Genomic DNA, 17,704 nt, shown 5'->3' with positions numbered 1-17,704 from the left:
TCCTACAGGCTGGCGACCAGCGTTTGCTGGTCGTCGTTGAAGTCCACCGCGACGATGCGCAGTGATACGGGGGTGATGGTCACGAAGTCATACCGCCGGCAGGTGCGGCCATACTGCTGAATCAGCACGCGCATCAGCTCAGGGTTTTGCGACAGCTGGGAGTCGGAGAGGCGCAGCAGCACCACGTCCCAGTCCCGATCGGGTAACCGCTCGTTGATCTCCACATACCCCACGCCCAGGCGCTGCAGGATGCGTTTGAGTCCGGCCGTGCTGCCGGCGTCGACTGCGTTGATGAAGGCGAACTTCACCCGTAAGCGGTAAAGGCTTTCGGGTTCGTCTTTGAAACGGCTGATGTCGCGCTGCCAGGCCAGCAAATCGAGGACGGTCAGGTGGCAGGTGTCGGCGTCCATCTGCAGGAGCGGCCACTGCAGCCAACCTTCGACCTTTTCCCACCAGGACTGGGCGGCGGCTTTCAACTTGGCCAACTGCGGGCCGTCCAGCCAGAAAGGCAAATTGAGCTTGATCATGCCGCCACCACCTGCAGGTTTTTGATCCTGGGGATGGTCAGCTCTGACACGATGTCGGCATTGTCAAAATGCAACGACTCGATGCCAGCGAACTGCTGGTGAAGTTCTTCGCCCAAGCGGCTGAACGAAAACCGCGACTGGGGATAGGTCAGCGTCGGCTGATAGTCACCAGTACCGCTCTCTCGAAAGGCCGCACGGATGAACTGTTCCACTTCCGCCTGCAGCTTGTCGCGCTGCTCGACGGTCAGCAATGGTCGTGGCCACCAGGTGAGGCTCAGCGCGTGCTGGGTCTCCGGCATGACCATCACCAACAGGTCATCACCGTGGCCATGGTTGCCCTGGTCGCGGATATGCCCGTTGATTTGCTCCAGGTAAGTCGCCGCCGGCACGTCCGCATCAAACAGCACATAGGCATTGGCGCTACCCGGGCCACGTGGCGCGCCGTGCAGGAAATACACGCCGTCCGGCCGTACGCCTGGGAACGCAGAGATCATGGCGCGGTACACGGAGTCTGTGTGCCACTGGTTGACCGCCGAGAACTGGTTGCGCGTGCGCAAACGCAGCTGGTCGTCCGGCTCAGGATCTGCACCTGGTGCAATCAGCCAGCCGTCCGCGTTCACCACCTGGGCAATGCCGGCAATGGGCACGGGCAAAATGGCGTAGTAACCCGGCGCCAGGTTGTAACCGCTGCCCACCTCCTGGGCTTCTACCGGGACTTCCAACTGCAGCACGCCATCCGCAAAAGTCACGGCCTGGGTGGTGATCAACTGGTAAATATGGCCGTTGATCGCGGCCGATTGCACCAGGACGCCGGCGGGCAGCTCCAGCGCGCCGCCGGCGACATCGCGGGTAAACAGCAGCACGCCTTTGGCCTTGGTCGCCCCTTTGCGCTCGACGTTGACCGCCCAGGCCAGCATGTCCAGCCACTTGCCCACGGCTGTTTTCACAAAGAAGTTGGGCAGCACGGTGCCGCTGACAAAGTTGATCAGCCACATCACTGGCTTGGTGACCAGCGCGGTGATCAGGCGCCAGAACGGCGAGTAGGCGCTGGTGTTGCTCAGCTTGCTACCTTGCTCGGCGACTTCCTTTTCCCAGGCCTTGCGCAAGCCGTCCTCTGTTACCGGAATGCCGCTGTCTGCCAGTGCCTGTTTAAAATCTACGTCGCTCACAACGTCACCTCGATGTCGCCAAATTTCAGCGTTTTCGCCGTGACCAGGTAATGGCCAGACTCCACTTGTTTAATCAGCGCCGTACCCGGTACCAGGCGCGCATCGGCCTCTACCAGCAGCTCCATTTGTTGGATGCAGTCGCGCTGACGCAGACGGCTACGCTCGGCCACCAACGTGACCAGCAAGCCGCTCTCACGGATCATGTGCGCGATGTCCTGGGCGATGCTGGCCCGGTCCTCAATCAGCACAGGCTGACGCGAGGGGTCCAGGACCAGGTCGTTGTCCATGATCAACAGGTCGATGTATTCGCTCATCCGCCCACCGCCATGGCCAACATGCCTTCCAGCTCCAGCGGGTTCATTTGCTTGGCGGTGTGAATGTTGACGTTCTCCACATGCGTGCCCTTGTTCTGGGTTTGATTGTTGTTCTGGATGCTGGCCAGGAAGCCGCCACGGGGCACGGCGTCAGGCCGTTTGGGCGATAGACTTGATACCGATCCATTGATGCGCTGCTGGCTCTGTTCGGCCTTCTCGGTTGGTGCAGGAGCGGTGACCAGGGGTGGCGCCTGCAGCGGCTGCGGGACGGTCAACTGCGGGCCGATCGGCGCCGGCGATTTAACGGGCGGTGCCGCCACCAAAGTCGGCAAGGCGCGAGGCACTTCCCGGGGCATCTGGGCTTGTGCCGCCGGTGCCGGCGGCTGCAAGGCTGCAGGCGTGGCCATCGGCAAGGCAGGTGCTTTGGGCGCGGTCGCCAAAACCAATGCCGGCGCCTGTGCTGGGGGTTGCAGTGCTTCGAGCGTTGGCATCACCGGCGCCGGTGCTTTCGGCGTGGGAGCCAGCACCAGGGGCGGTGCCTGGATCGGCTGCTGGGGGGCGCTCACCAGTTGAGGCAGCAATGGCGCTTCGACTTGCGGCGCGCTGATGGTGGGCAGCTCCGGCGCTGCCGGCATGTCACCAAAGGCCGCATCGATCTGTACGCCCGGGATCTTGTTCAACATCGCGATCAGGCCGTTGATAGCGCTCTTGAAGATGTTGACGATGCCGTCCCAGGCGGCGCTGGCCATCCCCGACCAGCCGCCCATCGAATCGAACCAGTCCGACAGTGCGGTCAGTTGAGCACTGACCCACTTGAACGCCTCACTGTTGAGTAGAGCGCTTGTCCACTGGTCCCAATAGACGATCACCGCCGCCACGGCCGCGACCAGGGCAACGATGCCGACCACAATCCAGATCACCGGGTTGGCCAGTAACGCGGTGTTGACCAGCCAGATCGCGCCCTGCCACAACAGCATCGCGCCCTTGACCAAGCCCATCCAGGCGACCATCAGCACCAGGCCGGCCACGAATCCGGTCACCATGACGGTGTGGTAGAGGAACATGGCGATACTGCGATAGCCGGACCAGGTCAAGGCGTTCCACACCACGACAGCCCCGAGCCAGACCATTTTCGACATGCCCACAGTCAGCGTCAGCAGCGACATGACGGCGATGATCCCGAACACTGCCAACGTAGCGATGCCGACCATGCGGGTGATGTTTGGGAACAACTGCGTCCAGCGGGTTAGCGTGCCGGCGATCGCCACCAGGCGGTCCATCAACGGCGCCAGGATCGGGATCAATGACTGGCCAAAGGCAATACGCAACGCCTGCACGGCGGCGCCGAACTGTTGCCACGGGTCCACCATGGCCTTAGCCATGCGCTCGGCGTTTTCCAGGCCGCGCACATTTCCCAGTTGTTCCATGCCGTTTTTCAAGCGGCCGGTGTCGCCCATCAATGTGGTGATCAGGCGCGCCGCCTCGCCGCCGAAAGCATCACGCAGCTTCTTACCGTTCGCCTCGATCGACAGATCCCCGAACTTGCCCTTGAGCTTGTCCAGGATGTCCAGCATCGGCAGCAACTTGCCCTGCTGGTCCACGAACTTCATGCCGAGCTTTTCAGAAGCCCCGCTGACGTTCTCAAAGAACGACTTGTAGAGGCCGCCAGCCTCCCCGCCATCCATGGTGCTGCCCAGCGTACCCAGCACGGCCATTTGCTCGGCCAGGCTCACGCCGGCGGTGCTGGCCAAGCCACCGGCAGCCTTGAACGCCTCGCCGATCTGCTCGCCACTGGTGCGGAACAACTGCACGGCCGTGGCCGTCTGGCCCGCCAAGGTCTCGACCCACTGGCCCTTCCCCATGGCGTCGGCCTGGCCTTTGAACAGGTTGTACATCGTGCCGACGTAGGTGCCCATGGTGGCCGCATCGGACTTTGTGGCCTTGGCCAACACGTTGCTGGCATTGGTGAAGGTCGCCAACTGGCTGCCGACCATTCCTTTAATGGCGCCCTCGACCTGATACGCCGAGGCCACAAAATCCCGGGCGTTCTCGCCGTAGGCCACGGAAAACTCCAGGGATTTGCGATTAAGCGAGTTCAGCGCGTCTTCGGCCACGTTCAGCGATCGGACTTCGCCCAGGGCGCGGTTCATATCCAGGGCCGGTTCCAGTGACTGGGTGATAGCCACGCCGGCGCCCACCATCCCGGCCAGGCCAAGGCCCATCTGGGTGATGTTCTTCTGGCCCTGTTCGGCCAGGTCAGAAAAGCCCATTTTGACCTTGCCCAGCGGGGCGGTGACCTTGTCGGTCAGGCTCAAAATGAAGGCCAGGCGGGCGCTTTTGTCAGCCATCAGTCTTTATCCGTTGAGTGCGTAGGCGATGCCGTTGGCAATGGCGATTTCCATGCGGCGCCAGTGCTCGTCCTCCAGCCACTTGGCCGTCCCCATCACCTCGGCGGTGGGTTCGGCACCAGGTAACCAGCGGCCGGCCAGGGCCACGAGTTGGCCAAGGCCGTTTTCGGTCAGTCGTTCGGCGTGGTCGAGGGCTTTTTTACGGTGATTTCAACGTCCGGGCCGTACTCTTCCAGGAGCGCGCCGGCCAGTTGCATGACCAACACCGGGTTGCCCAACTGGGCCTTGAGGGTGGCGCGTTCTTCCTGCTTAACGGTGGTCACCAGCAAGTTGTTGGCTGGCGAAACCTTGTTGGTCTGGGTAACAGCGTTGAAGTACTTCGTCACGTCCTGCGGGGTCAGTGCGAAGGTGAATTCTTTGTCGCCTACTTCCAGGGTGATATCGCGTGTATCGGTCATGGTGTTGCTCCGTTCAGGGTTAGAAAGTGGGTGAATCAGCGCAGGCATACCCTGCGCACGTGGTCCTGCAGGCCCAGGATCATTTGGCGACTGAGGGCGAGCTGGTCTCTGAGGGTGAAATAATCTTGTCGAGCGTCTGCTGTGAGTTCGGGGGCGGCTGCATGAGCCACGCCGCCGGCGCCGGCCGCTGGGGTGGCTGGGGCGCTGCAGGTGGCGTTGAGGCGCAGCCGGTTAAAGCCAGCATCAACAGCGCGGCGCAGGGCATCGTTTTTGGCGCGTTCATCGTTCAGTTCCAAGGTACGTTTGAGGTCGATAGCGTCACGCTCAGCCAGCATTTCGCCGCTGATGCGCGCCGCCTCGCGCAGGCCGTTCACTTCGAAGAGCGCCGCGTCACGCTCGGTGCGTGCGGTATCGCGCTGGCCCTGCAGCAGGTCAAAGCCGAACCAGGCCAACAGGCACAGCACCAGGATGAAGGTGCCTTCGCGCATCACAGGCCCGCCTTACAAAGCTCGGCCTCGGCCAAGCGGCGGCTATGCAAACCCCGGACAAATACCTTCTTGCCATCGGGCTTGCTGATGAAGGCCCAGACCGGTGTTTTGCCGTCAGGCGCCCAGGCAAGCGCCTGGCAGCCCTCTTTAATGCGGCCGGCATTGATCAGGCCCACGGCGCGACTGGCGCATGTGCTGGGAGTGCCGAAGTTGTGGCCATGGCTGCTCAGGGCGTCGAACGTGTTCTGGCCCACGTCCTGATTGGTGATGCAGTCGGCCAGCTGCAGTTGGCCTTTACTGATCACCAGCTGCTCCACCTCGTTGCAGCGCGCATCCGACCAGTAGTCACCAACAACCACCGGGTACGGACTGGTATGGCCGGTGATGCCCTTGCACACGGTTGGCAGCCCACGGGCCAGCTTGTCGGCATAAACCGTGTTCTGGCCGTTGCCTTCCCAGGTGCCCAGGAACACAACGAGTGTGGAGCTGCAGAGCGCGATGGCGCCGGCGGCGATCTTGCCGCGCAGGCTCATGGCTTAACCTTCCAGTCGCGCAGCATCTGGCGATACTTGGGAACCAACAGCAGGATCTGCAGCACCATGTAAACGGCAGTCAGCATGTAGGCGACAGCCGACCAGTCGATGGCCCCTGTCGCTCCAGTGGCGGCTACACCGATCGCAGGTGACGCTTTCGCCAGTGCAATGGCGGTGTCCTGGGCCGCCTGATTCGTGCTCATCGCTGCACTCCTTTTTCGAAAAAAGACTGGCACGGGACACAGCGGGTCTTGCCGCCGAGCGCCTGGCGCGCTGCCGGAATCTCGTTATCACAGTCCTGGCAGTGAGTAAGGCTTTGGCCCGCTGACTCACGCCGGGCCTGGGCCAACTGGGCTTTGATAGCCTGGTCCCGCTGACGTTGTTCCAGTGCTTGGGCGCGATCGAACGGGCATACCATCAGCTAATGCCCTCTATCTCGGTGGCATCCAGGTAAGGCACGCCGTTGATGCGGATAAAGTCCGGGCTGGTCACCTCGAAAGGCACCTTGTGCTTGGTCTTCTCGCCGCCTTTGGGATCGATGCTCAGCAAGCTGGAAACCTTCAATTTGCAGCCGAACGCTTCAATACGCAGCTCGTCGTCGCCGGCCTTGGCGAAGAACACCACGTCGAACGCATCCAGCTTGCGAAAGCTGCCGGCAGTGCGCGCCGCTTCGACGACCAGGTTGAAGTTGATGGAGTCCAGTTCGATTTCACCGGCCGCCGCAACATCGCCGTCGACGTAGCCGTCAGGCACGCCCCGGGTTTGCGCGGTCTTGCTGTTGTCGGTGATGTCCAGGGTGCAGCTCTCGACGTGGACCTGCATGTCGCCCAGGTTCACGTCAAAGTTCTTGCCGCCAATACGTGACATGGGGGGTTACTCCGAATCGTCGTTGGAAAGGTCCAGGGCGATGTTCGCCGTGAGGTCTTTCGGGCAGTTGTGGGGCTTGAGCTTGATGTACGCCTCGACGGCGGTTTTGCTCTTCCAGGTCAACACGATGTCGCCGTCTTTTGGCGTTTCGATCTCGCCCGGGAACACCTGGCCGGCGAACTTGACCGACTTGGCCATCTGGCGCAGTGGCGCCATCAGCGCGTTAACGTTCACGGCCATGCTGTTGGGGGTGTTGTTCAAGCGGCGATCGGCCACGCGGCGAATCAGCAGAGGCCGTACCTGGCGTGCGGCCTTGTCCGCCAGGCGCAGATATTCAACGACCTGGTAGTCACTGCCTGGGGTGTCCAGCATGTTGCCGTCACCCCAATACACGCCCGGGTAATCCGGGTAGGTCTGGGAAACAGAAAAGCGGGCCTTGTCCAGCTCGGCGCGGATCGCGGACGGCAGCGGCACGCCATCTTTGTCGACCGGCACGCTGCCGAGGCCGTTTACAGCACCAGTGGCCACGCGCATTGGGCTGTCGGCAATACTCACGGCTGCATCGGCCAAGCGACCGGCCAGCACGCCAAGGTCATTGCCATGCAGCTGCGGTACAGCCAGCACACGGGGCGCGGCCACGTTTGCGGTGATCGCCTTTTGTTCGGCGACATATTCCGACCAGGACTGCAGCACGGTCGGACTGGCAGTCGCGGCCATCACGAACAACCGGCGGCCGTAAACGTTGTTCACCAACACAGCCGCGTCATGCATGGCGGTCAGGTCTTCGCCCTTGGTCACCGGTTGGGTGACCACTGCGGCCTCGACGGAAAAGCCCTGCTGTTGGCAAGCCTCCAGAGAGACGCGCCAGTCGGCATCGGCCGCGATCGGCGCCGCCAGACACGCCCAGCGGTCGCCGCCGTTCAAGCGCGCTGCAGTGATCTGGGTTTTCAGGTCACTGGCTGCAGTGCCCAGGGCAGCATCCAGGTCGCTTTCGGTATTGAGCGGCAACAGTTTGCCGATGTTTTTTGGGCCGGTTTTCGGGCCTGGCCCGATAAACAGGAAATAGCGCTCGATCTCAGTCACGGCCCCTTGGCCCAGATTGAGATTGTTAACGCTGACTTTGCCAAGTGCCATGCTGTGCCTCGTTAGCGGGGTGAATTAAGGATTTGTTCGAAGACCTGGTTAACCAGCTCGCGGGTTTCGCCGCTGGTTTCCACGCCGAGGAACTGGCGTTTTGGCAGGGTGATGTCCCAGCTTTGCGCGCCCGTTTTTTCTGTTTGTTCGTCGTTCAAGATGCGGATCAGCAAGCCGGCCTTGGCGTAGTTCACGTGCTCTTGAATCCACGCCACCGACGGCCTGGCCAGCGCCTTTTTGCCCTTCTGGCGAACACGGAAGCCCAGCCGGCGCAGGCGCTTGGCCTGTTTGTCGGTGCATGCAATACCGGGCGGGACTTTGTTCCAGCGGCGCATCTGTGCAGCGGTTCGCCGTTCGCTGACGCCGTTGTGCTGCTGGGCGGCGACCCAACGGGTCAAGGCGTTTTTCCAGCCCAGTTCAGCTTCATCCGAACTGACGCGAGTGACCTGCAGCAGCTTGGCCAGGCCGGCTTCCATCTTCTTTTTGCCCTTGGCATTGCCCTTGCGCTCAGCGAACGGGGTGCCGTCGGTGTTCTTCTGCTCCCGCACGCGCTTACGGCTCATCGTCCGTACGCGTGTGGTCACTCTGTTGAGCAAACGCCGGCGCAGCTGGGGCGGCAGTTCAAGCAACGCCAACTGAGCGTCGACATCGAGCAAGCCCCTGACATCGAGGTCGAGCGGGTTAGCGGCCATTGCTGCCCACCTCGCCATGCTCGGCAACCCACAGATCGAACGGGACGAATGCCCAAGTCTTGCCGAACGCCTCGATCTCGCCGTCAGGGTCCTGAGCCAGGTATTGCGGCTCGACGAACTCCAGGGACAGGTCCACGTCGAAGCTGTCCTGGTCGAGGGGTTCAACGGCAAACAGTGGTGCCGGTAGTTCGTGGCGGTCCCGATCGGGATCGTGGTTTTCCAGCCAACTGCCCACCAGCGCCATCAGCCTGGCCGGGTTGCCGGTGAAACGCTCCAGGGAGAACACCGCGCGATAACGCATGTCAGCCATGTGCAGGCCGTCGCGGTCGGGCTTCCAGATCAGCTCAAGGCTGACCTGTTCGGTCCAGCTGTCGAACTGCTCAGGCTCCACCAGGTTGCGGGCCATCAGGTAGGCGGTCAGCGCCTGCAGCTGGATCACAACAGCGCCGCCGTGATGCGGCCACGGCCCTGCAGGGCACGCACGGCTTGCTGGCTGAACGCCAGGAAGGTTTCGGCACGTTCGGGCGCTTCCTTGCCGGTGTTTTCGGCGCTCTCGCGGCGGGTGATGGTGGCGAACTGCGGCAGGGAATTGCCCTTGGCGCGGCAGTACACGGCGCGCTTGTACAACTTCACCTGAAATGCCCGTTCCGGCAGCAGCCTGGAATCCGCGGTCTCGACACGCGTGACGCCATTGGCTTGCCAGCGAGCTTTGCACTTGGCCAGGTCCGTATTGACCTCGACCATCGCCGCGTTCAATGCGTCGGCCAGCAGCTCCACCAGGTACTCCGCCGGCAGGCGTTGTTCCTTCTGGAATTCGGACACAGAGAGGTCGGGCCAAAAGCCGTCGTTCTCTATCGTCTGCTCCACAAAGGTGGTGGGTTTCCCGGAAAAGCTCATTGCTGGCCGCTCAAATAGGGCGGGGAGCCTGTTTTCAGTGGGACGGTCCATAAATGGGCGGCTCACTTCCACAGGTCCCCGCTGGGGGGGTAGTCGGTTATTCGGTGGCCGGGGTAACGGCCGCTTGTTTTTCCAAGGCCCTGCGGACTTTTTTAATGCGTGTGTCGTTGCCGGCCTTCGGGTACAGCTCGGTAGAGCGCTCCAAATGCTTGAGCGCGGTTTCCCACTGCTCAGCCTCCATAGCCCGCATACCGATTAACTTGTGGTAGTTGCTCGGGATCTGCTCAGGCAGGTCCCATTCGCCGTCAACACGGGGCAGCAGATCGGATAGATAGGGCTCAGGGCTGCGGCCCGCGTTGTATTCGTCGTAGGCCCAGTCTGCGATCGCATCAGCAACAAAGGTCTGGATGTCACGGCGCTTGAATCGCTCCGGCATCTTCTGGCCCTGCTCCATCAGGAAGTCAGCCAGCTCCAGCGCGTCTTCAAACTGGGCGGTATCGAACAGCCACACCATCACCTGCACCGCAACGCGATTGGTGAAGTTCAGCCCCGACTCGCAATAGCGCTGGACGTATTCCTGGTATTTGGGCAGCAACTCGTCGCGCTTGAGCAATTGGCGCCCTGCCAACGCGCCTTTCATCGCGCTCAGGCGCTCCAGATCCTGGTCCAACGCCGCCTCCTGCAGTAGCAGGTGTTTGCGCGCATTGGCGGGGCTGCTCAGGGCATCCGCCGGCGAGTAGGCCAAGTCAGCGGCAGCGGCGAGCGCCGCTACTGCTGTGCTGCCCATGGCCAGGGTGCGGCGCTTGTGCGCCAGGGCCAGGCTCACGCGGCCACCAACTCAACGTTTTCGGTGAACGCGATCTTTTCCAGCTGCTCGATCACATAACCTTCATTGCGGCTGTTGTAGTCCTCAACGCGTGAGCGCTTCGGGTTCTCGATCGTCTGCTTACGCCAGCTGGTGTCCTGGTAGTAAATCGAGAGGTTGTCCCAGCTGGTGACCAGCACCGCGTTGACCGGGAAGTTCGGGACGCTGAACGCCGGCAGGCCGCCATAGGTCGCGATCACCTGGGCGTTTTCGATACGCTCCTTTTCAGTCGGGGTGTCGCCCTGTTTGGTGTACAACTTAGCCTTGTCAGCGGCGAGCAAATCGGTGCCGATGATCGCGACCAGGTCGCCGTCTTCGCGCAGGATTTCGTCCACCATTTGCTTGGTGTCGTGCACCAGGGCATCAAGGTTGGCGTAGTCGCCACCGGCGCCCAGCGTGACCTTACCGGCAGTCTTACCCTCTTTCAGCACCTGTTGCGGGGCTTGCTCGCGCAGTTGCTGCAGCCAACCTTTGTTCACGTCCTGCAGCTTGGGATTAGCCGCCAGATCGGTCTGAGTTGCCGCACTGGTGCCGTGGAAACCGATAACAATACGGTCCTGAGCAATGCGTTTTTGCACCGCCGCGGAATAGCGCTCTTTGAAGTCTGGAAACTTCGCCCAGGCATCGATCTTGGCGTACGGCAGCCCCACGTCCGACTGGGTATCGGCCAGCTCGTAGGTGGTATTGTCCAACGCTGATGCGTCTTTGGCTTCGCGGTCGGTGGTTTTGGTATTGGTGCGACCAGTGACCGGACCATTCACACCGATGAAGACTTTTTCGCCTTTGATCTCACTCACCGGAACGACGTTGATACGCTCCAGGAAGTCAGCTTTCGCAGTGATAGCGTCGTTCAGCTCTTGGGCAATCGTCGGGTCCACACTGAACATGCGGCTCGATCGCTCGACGCCGTACGCTTCGGCCATCGCTTCCTGCAGCTCGGCATATTGTTTGGCGCCACGGGCGCTTAATGGCTGGGCCATATCAGAGCACCCGCTTTTTGGTGGTGGTCACTGGGCCGGGATTGCGTGGCAACTGGCGACCGGTCGAGTCGTTCCGCAGGGCGGAGAACTGCTTTTGCAGCTTTTCCAACTGAGCCAGAACGGCCTTGTTCGATCCACCGCTACGGCGGAACTCACGTTCTTCCTCGGCTGTAGTGACGATCTCGTCTACGGCAGCGCTCACATCGTCGATTGGCGCCTGATCGGGTTCTGGTGCATCTGCGGCGGCGGGTTCAATCACAGCCTGAATGCCGGCAGCGACGACAAGCAGCTGCTCCAGCAGGGCTTTGAGGGCCGTTGCGGTAGCTTCATCCATTGGGGGTTTGCTCTCGGTTGGGGTGGTGGGTTCGGCGGGCTCGGCGTCCGTGGCAAAGCGCTTGAACAGGCCAGTGAGCAAGCAGATCAGCTTGCCGACCTCGCTCTGCGGTTCAGCTTCAAAGGAGCCCAGTTCGACGGAGGCGGCATAAAAGGAGTTTTTGTGGGTTTGCTTCGAAAAATAGAGTTCCTGGGTTCCCAGGCTGGCCGGCTCATCGGTGACGCCCAGACCTGTCAGGTAAGCTTTTCCGCTGCCTGCGAAGTTCGGGGTGATCTCGATGCTGGAGAAAAGCTTTTGGCCCTGATCATTCAGCTGCAGAAGGCGGTCGTTCGGCTTGAGCTGCGCCTCCAAGGCGATTTGCCCGGGCTCCAGGTCTTCACCTTCTTCCACCAGTCGCACAGCAAAGACGGTGCCGTGGGAACCGCTCCAGCGTTCGTGATCGCACCAGATCACCGCCGTGTATCTGGACGGCTTGTAGGTTTCAGCGATATCGCGCAGTTCCTGGGGAAGGATCTCGCGGCCATCGGCGGTGGTGCCGCTGGTGGCGACACGTTTCCAGTACGAAACAAGGGAACGGGGCATGGGCGATAACTGCGCTCAATCGTTGAATGAGCCGCCACGATAGGGAGCCGCCAAGCCTCAAACAAACGGTTCAAATGCGCGTTTCTCCTATATTCGCGATATAGGTGGATCACGGAATTTAACCCCGCGTTTACAGCGTTTTCGCCGCATAGACTGCGTCCCATGTACTACTCGACCGAAGTTAAAGAAGCCGCCAAACGCCTGTTTCTGCGCCGCTGTAAGGCCAAGGAAATTCAGGCGCAGCTCAACCTACCCAATATCCGGATCGTCTATTACTGGATCCGCCAGGGCGGTTGGGAGGACATGCTGTCGGACGAAGAACCGCTGACTGCCGTTGGCCGGCGGATCACCCTCCTCCTGGACAAGGTTGGCAGCCTGTCCAAAGACGACCTCAACGAACTGGACCGACTGACCATCGTTCGCGAACGCCTGCTGAAACAAGCGGCCAAACCCGCACCGGTGGCAGCATCGAACGGCGACGACATGGGCGAGCCCCAGGAACCGCGCAGGCGGTCGCGTGGCGAACGCTCCAGCCGTGGCGAGGGCGGCGACAGGAAAAAGGAAAAGAAGGCCAAGAACGACATCAGCGGTCTGACCGAAGTCGACTTCCTGGATAAGTTCATCAGCAAGATGTACCGCTATCAGCAGGAGTTGTTCGCGGCCAAGCAAAACCCGCTGACGAGCCGGATCCGCAACATTCTCAAAAGTCGCCAGGTAGGCCTGACCTACTACTTCGCCGGCGAAGCGTTCATGGACGCGGTGTTGACTGGTGACAACCAGGTATTCCTATCGGCCAGCCGCTCGCAGTCAGAGATCTTCCGCAGCTACATCATCCAGTTTGCCAAACAGTGGTTCGATATCGAGCTGACCGGCAACCCGATCACGCTCAGCAATGGCGCCGAGCTGCGCTTCCTTTCGACCAACAGCAGCACCGCCCAGGGCTACCACGGCCATGTGTACGTGGATGAGTACTTCTGGATCCGCGACTTCGAAAAGCTCAGCACCGTGGCCAGCGCCATGGGTACCCACAAGAAGTGGCGAAAAACCTACTTTTCGACTCCCAGCGCAGTCTCGCACCAGGCATACCCGTTCTGGTCCGGGGAGGAATTCCGCAACAGCAAACGCGGCAAGAAAGCCGGCGGCACCTGGCCTACCGAGGCGTCCTACACGCAGGGCGCGCTGTGCCCAGATGGTCAATGGCGCAAGACCATCACCATCCAGGACGCGATCGATGGCGGGTGCGATCTGTTCGACCTGGAGCAGCTGCAGCTGGAGTACGACGAAGACAAATTCCAGCAGCTGTTTTACTGCAAGTTCATCGACAGCAGCCAGAGCGCGTTCGGCCTCAAAGACCTGGAGCGGTGCTACTCCGACCTGTCGTTGTGGGAAGACTTCAACCCGGATCTGGATCGGCCGTTCGGCAACAGCCCGGTGTGGCTTGGTTACGATCCCAGCCGCACCCGCGACGACGCCACGTGCGTGGTGGTCGCTCCGCCACTGGAACCCGGGGCGAAATTCCGCATCCTGGAAAAACACAGTTGGCGTGGGCAGTCGTTCAAGTACCAGGCCGAACAGGTTAAGAAACTTACCGAGCGTTTCAACGTGCAGCACATCGGCATCGACACGACCGGTATTGGCTACGGCGTGTTTGACCTGGTGCGCGACTTCTATCCGCGAGCGACCGCGATCCATTACAGCCTTGAAACCAAAAACACGCTGGTACTCAAGGCCCAGGACACGATCCAGGGGAGCCGCATCGAATGGGACGCCGGCTGGACCGACATCGCCCAGGCGTTTCTGACCATTAAACGCGGCACCACCACCAGCGGCCAAGTGACGTACAGCGCTTCGCGCACTGACGCCACCGGCCACGCCGATATCGCTTGGTCGATCATGCACGCCCTGTTCAACGAACCCCTCAACACCAACAAGCGGCGCCGTAGCCGCTACGTCACGAGCGGAAACAATGCCCAAGCCACGACACAAAAAGCCCCAAACCAGCCAGCAGGCGCGACAGCCACAGCCCATGCGGGCGTTTACCTTCGGGGAACCCGAACAGGTGCTGTCCGGCAACATCGGCGAGTACCTGGGGGTGTTTCTCAGCGACGACGGCGAAATCTACAAGCCACCGGTGTCCCGGGCGGGCCTGGCCAAGCTGCTACGCGCCAACGCGCACCACGGCGCCATTCCCAAGTTCAAGCGCAACTTGCTGTTGCGTGAATTCATCCCGTCCGAGGGCTGCAGCACACAGACCATGGGACGGGCGAGCCTGGATTACATGGTGTTTGGAGAGGCCTATTTCTACCGCGACACCAACGCATTCGGCGAGGTGCTGGAGATGCAGCACCTGCCAGCGATCAACATGCGGGTGAAGGTCGACGGTGGGTTTCGGATGCTGCTGCCAGACAGCAAGTACATGGACTTCGACCAAGAGGAAATCGAACACGTCCTAGACTACGACGTGGAACAGAACATCTATGGCGTGCCCGATTATCTGGGAGGTCTGCAGGCGCTGTTGCTCAACGAAGCCGCGACCCTGTTCCGCCGGCGCTACTACAGCAACGGTGCGCATGCGGGTTACATCTTCTACACCAACGACCCGGACCTGACCGAGGAAGACGAAGACAACCTGCGCGCCCAGATCAGCGCCAGCAAGGGCGTGGGCAACTTCCGCTCGATGTTCGTCAACATTCCCAACGGCAAGGAGAACGCGATCCAGATCATTCCCGTGGGCGACTTTCAGGCCAAGGACGAGCTGGAGAAGGTGAAGAACATCACCCGCAATGACGTGATCGCCGCCTGGCGGATGAACCCTGCCCTGGCCGGGATTATTCCGGAAAACAGCGGCGGGTTTGGTGACATTGAGAAGATCGATCGTGTGTACACCAGCAACGAGATCAGACCGATTTGCCAGCTATTCAGCCAGTTGAACGACACGCTCCGACACGACAGGAAAATATCCTGGCAAGAAACCAAAACACCAGTCGATAACACTGGGCAAACGTCTTAAAGCAGCTATTGCCACTACAAAATGTGGCAAAATAGTGGCTATTGGCTGCCCTGGGGAGGGACACAATGAGAGTTGTATGCAAATGCGGGAACAAGGGCCGGATTGCTTCACGCGAAGAACTATCGCGGGATTTTGCCAAGCTCTATTGCCAGTGCCTCGACGCAACGTGCGGGCACACATGGGTAGCGAATCTGACGTTTTCGCACACGCTCAGCCCTTCAGCTCAATCCTACGAAAGAATGTTGTTTGATCGTTTGAGAGATATGCCCAGGGCCAAGCAGCGAGAGTTATTTGACCAACTTGGGGCAGCGTGAAATTGGCCCAAACGCCGACCTATGAGGCCGGCGACCAGGCTACGTCTGCAGCCTTCTGTTATGGCGTTTAACTAGCTACCGACTCTTCTGGAACGGTGGCCAGAGCCTCAGTAAGACGCCTGAGTTGCTTCCGATCCTCTTCATTTAACTGCCGATATAAGCCAATGAAATTACGTTCAATTCTGGAAAGGGCGAGCCATTCAAACTCGCGGATCTCGGCGCAGGCGCGTTCATTGTTCGTGCGATCCAACATGCTTATTACTCCATGAAATGCATTGCTGAATCGACGTTATCGGAGCAGGGATTGGCTTTAGGACTGGGGAGGCCCGAATGGGATACAAGTTTTGTTACAACTTAATTCGAACTCTTTGCTACGTCGTCGGCGATCGCCTGGATGAAGCGACGCACAGATTTTTGGTCATCCGACGGCATGCTTCGGTACCGCCTAACCAGCACCTCTTCGTCCTCGGTCAGATCCCCAACAGGCACGGGGGTCCGCACGCCTGTTACGACGTAAAGGACGTCCAATCCTACAGCGTGCAAGGCTTTCAAATAACCAGTATCCGGGCGCCGCTCGTCACGCTCATAGCTGCCTTGGGTATTACGGGTTACGCCGCCAATCTGTGCCATTTCTTCTTGTTTGAGGCCCAAACGACCCCTTTCTTCGCGCAAGCATTCGCCCGCACTCACATCTGGGAGTTCTCCCGATGACAAATTTTTCAAGCTTTAGCCCCTTTACAGGACAAATAAACTGGTCATAATCGGCGCCGTACAAACACGAATCCACACGAACGCACACGAGCGAACACTATGCCCGCCACCCTTACACCCGAGCAAGCCCGGGAGGCTCTGGATCGCAAAGGGATGAGCATTGCGGAATTCAGCCGCACTCATTCACTGAATAAGAATTTGGTCAGCGACCTTTTGAACGGTCGTAAAAAAGGTCGCCGGGGGGAGGCACATCGCGCCGCCGTGCTGCTCGGCATCAAAGACGGCGTGATTGCACAGTAATGGCCAGTGCACTGAGGGAACAGCAGAAGATGAAAAGTCGAGTTCTAAAAACACGTCGGGAAGTGGTCAGCGCAATCATTTGCAGCTACTCAGGTGGCCGCGAATGTGCCGCCGCACGAATCGGCCTGCCGCTCAAAAAGTTTGATAACCACGCTTATGAGAACAACAGCTGCCGCCCACTGACCGATGCGCAGATCTTCCAGCTGGAGCAAGTGACGGGCACTCACCACTTGCCCACTTATGTCGCAGCAATGTACGGCGGCATGTTCGTCCCAGTGGTCCATCCAGACAGACTGGATAACGTGGAGATGTACGCACGGGCCATGCAGAGTTCAGCCAAACACGGGACGGTCGACCAGATCATTGCCCAGGCACTTGATGACGGGGTGATCACCGACGTTGAGGCCGAACTGATCCAGAACGCCCATACCTTGCACATGGCCGCACGCACCGCCGAAGTGTATGCCGCGATCGATCTTTACCGCGCCAAATTGGGGAAAGCCAAATGACCACCCAAACCAATGCCCTGGACTATCAGGAATGCATGCAGAACGCCGCGCTGGCTTTCCTTGAGCGCCATCAAGCCGAGCACCTGGGCGACCTGTCGGCGCTTCTAAACCGCGCCATCAACCACCTGGTGGCCAGCTTCGATGTCGCCGAATCGGTTGCAACAAAACTGACCTCCCTCGCCCACATCGAGCTAATGGAAATCGCTTTCCGTCAGCGTCTCATCTTGGACCACAGCACCGAAACCGTTGTGGTGATCCGCGACCCTGTTAAAGGACATTGCTGGTCCGTGCCTGTCAGCTTGATCTATCAACGCGTCCTGAACACCCCGGACAACGTCCGTCTGCGCTCCGCGCACTCGTAACTCCCAACCCAAACCAAACGCCGGCCCCACGTCTCGTGGGTTTGGGTGAACTGCGCCCGAAATCGAGGTTTCCAGATGGTAAACGCCGTAATTGTCACAGCCCAACTGCCCCCGGCCGAGGCCGAAGCGTTGCTGGCCGCGCTGCGTGAACAGTACCGCTTGAGCCTCAATGAACATTGGTACGACGACCAGTTCCGCTTTGTAGCGGACGGTCTTCGCCACGGCGCAATCCTCGCCCACGTCCCGGTAATGGCAGCGCAAAAACGCCTGATGGCAGCCCTGTCCCACAGCCTTAAAGCAGTGAAGTAAC

General features: G+C 60.4%; 27 protein-coding genes. 7 read left to right on the top strand and 20 right to left on the bottom strand.

Annotated elements, in window-relative coordinates; translation table 11 throughout:
- Positions 1-2: 2 nt before the first annotated feature.
- From BLV67_RS10465 to BLV67_RS10385, 18 genes are all read right to left on the bottom strand, one after another.
- Entirely contained in the window at positions 3-527 is a 525-nt protein-coding gene (locus tag BLV67_RS10465; protein ID WP_069786744.1) for a phage tail protein, read from the bottom strand.
- A complete protein-coding gene (locus tag BLV67_RS10460) occupies positions 524-1,696 on the bottom strand; it encodes a baseplate J/gp47 family protein (protein ID WP_069786743.1) in 1,173 nt (390 codons plus the stop codon). Before BLV67_RS10460 ends, BLV67_RS10465 begins: the two co-directional genes overlap by 4 nt.
- Positions 1,693-2,010 (bottom strand): DUF2590 family protein, encoded by a 318-nt coding sequence (locus BLV67_RS10455; protein ID WP_069786742.1) that lies wholly within the window; start codon positions 2,008-2,010, stop codon positions 1,693-1,695. The genes BLV67_RS10460 and BLV67_RS10455 overlap by 4 nt, the downstream gene beginning before the upstream one ends.
- A complete protein-coding gene (locus tag BLV67_RS10450; protein ID WP_069786741.1) occupies positions 2,007-4,358 on the bottom strand; it encodes a phage tail tape measure protein in 2,352 nt (783 codons plus the stop codon). The genes BLV67_RS10455 and BLV67_RS10450 overlap by 4 nt, the downstream gene beginning before the upstream one ends.
- 6 nt (positions 4,359-4,364) lie before the next feature.
- Positions 4,365-4,505, bottom strand: a complete 141-nt coding sequence (locus BLV67_RS32935) for a DUF6890 family protein (RefSeq protein WP_019360422.1) — start codon at positions 4,503-4,505, stop codon at positions 4,365-4,367.
- Between the two features lie 23 nt (positions 4,506-4,528).
- Positions 4,529-4,816 (bottom strand): putative phage tail assembly chaperone, encoded by a 288-nt coding sequence (locus tag BLV67_RS10445; protein ID WP_069786740.1) that lies wholly within the window; start codon positions 4,814-4,816, stop codon positions 4,529-4,531.
- A gap of 35 nt (positions 4,817-4,851) precedes the next feature.
- Positions 4,852-5,304, bottom strand: a complete 453-nt coding sequence (locus tag BLV67_RS32075; RefSeq protein ID WP_069786739.1) for a lysis system i-spanin subunit Rz — start codon at positions 5,302-5,304, stop codon at positions 4,852-4,854.
- The gene (locus BLV67_RS10435) at positions 5,304-5,837 is read right to left on the bottom strand and encodes a lysozyme (protein WP_069786738.1); all 534 of its coding nucleotides are present in this window, start codon (positions 5,835-5,837) and stop codon (positions 5,304-5,306) included. The genes BLV67_RS32075 and BLV67_RS10435 overlap by 1 nt, the downstream gene beginning before the upstream one ends.
- Positions 5,834-6,040 (bottom strand): hypothetical protein, encoded by a 207-nt coding sequence (locus BLV67_RS10430; protein WP_053253846.1) that lies wholly within the window; start codon positions 6,038-6,040, stop codon positions 5,834-5,836. Before BLV67_RS10430 ends, BLV67_RS10435 begins: the two co-directional genes overlap by 4 nt.
- Positions 6,037-6,255 (bottom strand): TraR/DksA C4-type zinc finger protein, encoded by a 219-nt coding sequence (locus BLV67_RS10425; protein ID WP_069786737.1) that lies wholly within the window; start codon positions 6,253-6,255, stop codon positions 6,037-6,039. Before BLV67_RS10425 ends, BLV67_RS10430 begins: the two co-directional genes overlap by 4 nt.
- Positions 6,255-6,704, bottom strand: coding sequence for a phage protein (locus BLV67_RS10420; RefSeq protein WP_069786736.1), 450 nt, complete (start codon positions 6,702-6,704; stop codon positions 6,255-6,257). The genes BLV67_RS10425 and BLV67_RS10420 overlap by 1 nt, the downstream gene beginning before the upstream one ends.
- Positions 6,705-6,710: 6 nt before the next feature.
- On the bottom strand, positions 6,711-7,838 hold the full coding sequence (locus BLV67_RS10415) for a DUF2586 domain-containing protein (protein WP_069786735.1): 1,128 nt from the start codon (positions 7,836-7,838) through the stop codon (positions 6,711-6,713).
- An 11-nt stretch (positions 7,839-7,849) separates the two neighbouring features.
- The gene (locus tag BLV67_RS10410) at positions 7,850-8,530 is read right to left on the bottom strand and encodes a phage virion morphogenesis protein (RefSeq protein ID WP_069786734.1); all 681 of its coding nucleotides are present in this window, start codon (positions 8,528-8,530) and stop codon (positions 7,850-7,852) included.
- Positions 8,520-8,969 carry a phage tail protein gene (locus BLV67_RS10405; RefSeq protein ID WP_069786733.1) on the bottom strand — a complete coding sequence of 150 codons (450 nt, stop codon included), beginning with the start codon at positions 8,967-8,969 and terminating at the stop codon, positions 8,520-8,522. Before BLV67_RS10405 ends, BLV67_RS10410 begins: the two co-directional genes overlap by 11 nt.
- Positions 8,966-9,427 (bottom strand): head completion/stabilization protein, encoded by a 462-nt coding sequence (locus BLV67_RS10400; protein WP_069786732.1) that lies wholly within the window; start codon positions 9,425-9,427, stop codon positions 8,966-8,968. Before BLV67_RS10400 ends, BLV67_RS10405 begins: the two co-directional genes overlap by 4 nt.
- Before the next feature lie 97 nt (positions 9,428-9,524).
- Positions 9,525-10,253, bottom strand: a complete 729-nt coding sequence (gene gpM, locus BLV67_RS10395; protein WP_069786731.1) for a phage terminase small subunit — start codon at positions 10,251-10,253, stop codon at positions 9,525-9,527.
- Positions 10,250-11,272, bottom strand: a complete 1,023-nt coding sequence (locus tag BLV67_RS10390; RefSeq protein ID WP_069786730.1) for a phage major capsid protein, P2 family — start codon at positions 11,270-11,272, stop codon at positions 10,250-10,252. Before BLV67_RS10390 ends, gpM begins: the two co-directional genes overlap by 4 nt.
- Before the next feature lies 1 nt (position 11,273).
- Positions 11,274-12,188 (bottom strand): GPO family capsid scaffolding protein, encoded by a 915-nt coding sequence (locus BLV67_RS10385; protein ID WP_069786729.1) that lies wholly within the window; start codon positions 12,186-12,188, stop codon positions 11,274-11,276.
- A gap of 162 nt (positions 12,189-12,350) precedes the next feature.
- Here BLV67_RS10385 and BLV67_RS10380 point away from each other — a divergent pair, with 162 nt between their 5' ends.
- The 3 genes from BLV67_RS10380 to BLV67_RS10370 all read left to right on the top strand — a co-directional run bounded on the left by BLV67_RS10380 (position 12,351) and on the right by BLV67_RS10370 (position 15,512).
- Positions 12,351-14,408 (top strand): terminase large subunit domain-containing protein, encoded by a 2,058-nt coding sequence (locus BLV67_RS10380; RefSeq protein ID WP_069786728.1) that lies wholly within the window; start codon positions 12,351-12,353, stop codon positions 14,406-14,408.
- Positions 14,320-15,198 carry a phage portal protein gene (locus BLV67_RS10375; protein ID WP_069786727.1) on the top strand — a complete coding sequence of 293 codons (879 nt, stop codon included), beginning with the start codon at positions 14,320-14,322 and terminating at the stop codon, positions 15,196-15,198. The genes BLV67_RS10380 and BLV67_RS10375 overlap by 89 nt, the downstream gene beginning before the upstream one ends.
- A gap of 65 nt (positions 15,199-15,263) precedes the next feature.
- Positions 15,264-15,512, top strand: a complete 249-nt coding sequence (locus BLV67_RS10370; protein ID WP_071483122.1) for an ogr/Delta-like zinc finger family protein — start codon at positions 15,264-15,266, stop codon at positions 15,510-15,512.
- Positions 15,513-15,579: 67 nt separating this feature from the next.
- Here the strand turns inward: BLV67_RS10370 and BLV67_RS10365 are convergent, their stop codons facing one another.
- Positions 15,580-15,765, bottom strand: a complete 186-nt coding sequence (locus BLV67_RS10365) for a hypothetical protein (protein WP_069786726.1) — start codon at positions 15,763-15,765, stop codon at positions 15,580-15,582.
- 101 nt (positions 15,766-15,866) lie between these two features.
- Positions 15,867-16,235 carry a helix-turn-helix domain-containing protein gene (locus tag BLV67_RS10360; protein WP_083269343.1) on the bottom strand — a complete coding sequence of 123 codons (369 nt, stop codon included), beginning with the start codon at positions 16,233-16,235 and terminating at the stop codon, positions 15,867-15,869.
- Positions 16,236-16,322: 87 nt separating this feature from the next.
- Here BLV67_RS10360 and BLV67_RS10355 point away from each other — a divergent pair, with 87 nt between their 5' ends.
- The 4 genes from BLV67_RS10355 (at position 16,323) to BLV67_RS10340 (ending at position 17,703) form a co-directional block, all read left to right on the top strand.
- Complete coding sequence (locus BLV67_RS10355; RefSeq protein WP_069786724.1) at positions 16,323-16,523, top strand: DNA-binding protein; 201 nt, start codon at positions 16,323-16,325, stop codon at positions 16,521-16,523.
- A 29-nt stretch (positions 16,524-16,552) separates the two neighbouring features.
- Positions 16,553-17,032, top strand: a complete 480-nt coding sequence (locus BLV67_RS10350) for a YmfL family putative regulatory protein (protein WP_279627591.1) — start codon at positions 16,553-16,555, stop codon at positions 17,030-17,032.
- Positions 17,029-17,394: a hypothetical protein gene (locus BLV67_RS10345; RefSeq protein ID WP_069786722.1), complete on the top strand. Its 366-nt coding sequence runs from the start codon at positions 17,029-17,031 to the stop codon at positions 17,392-17,394. Before BLV67_RS10350 ends, BLV67_RS10345 begins: the two co-directional genes overlap by 4 nt.
- A gap of 75 nt (positions 17,395-17,469) precedes the next feature.
- Positions 17,470-17,703: a hypothetical protein gene (locus tag BLV67_RS10340; protein ID WP_069786721.1), complete on the top strand. Its 234-nt coding sequence runs from the start codon at positions 17,470-17,472 to the stop codon at positions 17,701-17,703.
- Position 17,704 lies beyond the last annotated feature (1 nt).

The organism is Pseudomonas salomonii, assembly GCF_900107155.1.
In the GTDB taxonomy this organism is placed as follows: domain Bacteria; phylum Pseudomonadota; class Gammaproteobacteria; order Pseudomonadales; family Pseudomonadaceae; genus Aquipseudomonas; species Aquipseudomonas salomonii.
This window is presented reverse-complemented; position numbering and strand designations above follow the sequence as displayed.

What these genes read in the sequence shown, in the direction of transcription:
- BLV67_RS10465 (WP_069786744.1), bottom strand. Translation starts at nt 527, where the DNA reads ATGATCAAGCTCAATTTGCCTTTCTGGCTGGACGGCCCGCAGTTGGCC.
- BLV67_RS10455 (WP_069786742.1), bottom strand. Translation starts at nt 2,010, where the DNA reads ATGAGCGAATACATCGACCTGTTGATCATGGACAACGACCTGGTCCTG.
- BLV67_RS10450 (WP_069786741.1), bottom strand. Translation starts at nt 4,358, where the DNA reads ATGGCTGACAAAAGCGCCCGCCTGGCCTTCATTTTGAGCCTGACCGAC.
- BLV67_RS10445 (WP_069786740.1), bottom strand. Translation starts at nt 4,816, where the DNA reads ATGACCGATACACGCGATATCACCCTGGAAGTAGGCGACAAAGAATTC.
- BLV67_RS32075 (WP_069786739.1), bottom strand. Translation starts at nt 5,304, where the DNA reads ATGCGCGAAGGCACCTTCATCCTGGTGCTGTGCCTGTTGGCCTGGTTC.
- BLV67_RS10435 (WP_069786738.1), bottom strand. Translation starts at nt 5,837, where the DNA reads ATGAGCCTGCGCGGCAAGATCGCCGCCGGCGCCATCGCGCTCTGCAGC.
- BLV67_RS10430 (WP_053253846.1), bottom strand. Translation starts at nt 6,040, where the DNA reads ATGAGCACGAATCAGGCGGCCCAGGACACCGCCATTGCACTGGCGAAA.
- BLV67_RS10425 (WP_069786737.1), bottom strand. Translation starts at nt 6,255, where the DNA reads ATGGTATGCCCGTTCGATCGCGCCCAAGCACTGGAACAACGTCAGCGG.
- BLV67_RS10420 (WP_069786736.1), bottom strand. Translation starts at nt 6,704, where the DNA reads ATGTCACGTATTGGCGGCAAGAACTTTGACGTGAACCTGGGCGACATG.
- BLV67_RS10415 (WP_069786735.1), bottom strand. Translation starts at nt 7,838, where the DNA reads ATGGCACTTGGCAAAGTCAGCGTTAACAATCTCAATCTGGGCCAAGGG.
- BLV67_RS10410 (WP_069786734.1), bottom strand. Translation starts at nt 8,530, where the DNA reads ATGGCCGCTAACCCGCTCGACCTCGATGTCAGGGGCTTGCTCGATGTC.
- BLV67_RS10400 (WP_069786732.1), bottom strand. Translation starts at nt 9,427, where the DNA reads ATGAGCTTTTCCGGGAAACCCACCACCTTTGTGGAGCAGACGATAGAG.
- BLV67_RS10390 (WP_069786730.1), bottom strand. Translation starts at nt 11,272, where the DNA reads ATGGCCCAGCCATTAAGCGCCCGTGGCGCCAAACAATATGCCGAGCTG.
- BLV67_RS10385 (WP_069786729.1), bottom strand. Translation starts at nt 12,188, where the DNA reads ATGCCCCGTTCCCTTGTTTCGTACTGGAAACGTGTCGCCACCAGCGGC.
- BLV67_RS10380 (WP_069786728.1), top strand. Translation starts at nt 12,351, where the DNA reads ATGTACTACTCGACCGAAGTTAAAGAAGCCGCCAAACGCCTGTTTCTG.
- BLV67_RS10370 (WP_071483122.1), top strand. Translation starts at nt 15,264, where the DNA reads ATGAGAGTTGTATGCAAATGCGGGAACAAGGGCCGGATTGCTTCACGC.
- BLV67_RS10365 (WP_069786726.1), bottom strand. Translation starts at nt 15,765, where the DNA reads ATGTTGGATCGCACGAACAATGAACGCGCCTGCGCCGAGATCCGCGAG.
- BLV67_RS10355 (WP_069786724.1), top strand. Translation starts at nt 16,323, where the DNA reads ATGCCCGCCACCCTTACACCCGAGCAAGCCCGGGAGGCTCTGGATCGC.
- BLV67_RS10350 (WP_279627591.1), top strand. Translation starts at nt 16,553, where the DNA reads ATGAAAAGTCGAGTTCTAAAAACACGTCGGGAAGTGGTCAGCGCAATC.
- BLV67_RS10345 (WP_069786722.1), top strand. Translation starts at nt 17,029, where the DNA reads ATGACCACCCAAACCAATGCCCTGGACTATCAGGAATGCATGCAGAAC.
- BLV67_RS10340 (WP_069786721.1), top strand. Translation starts at nt 17,470, where the DNA reads ATGGTAAACGCCGTAATTGTCACAGCCCAACTGCCCCCGGCCGAGGCC.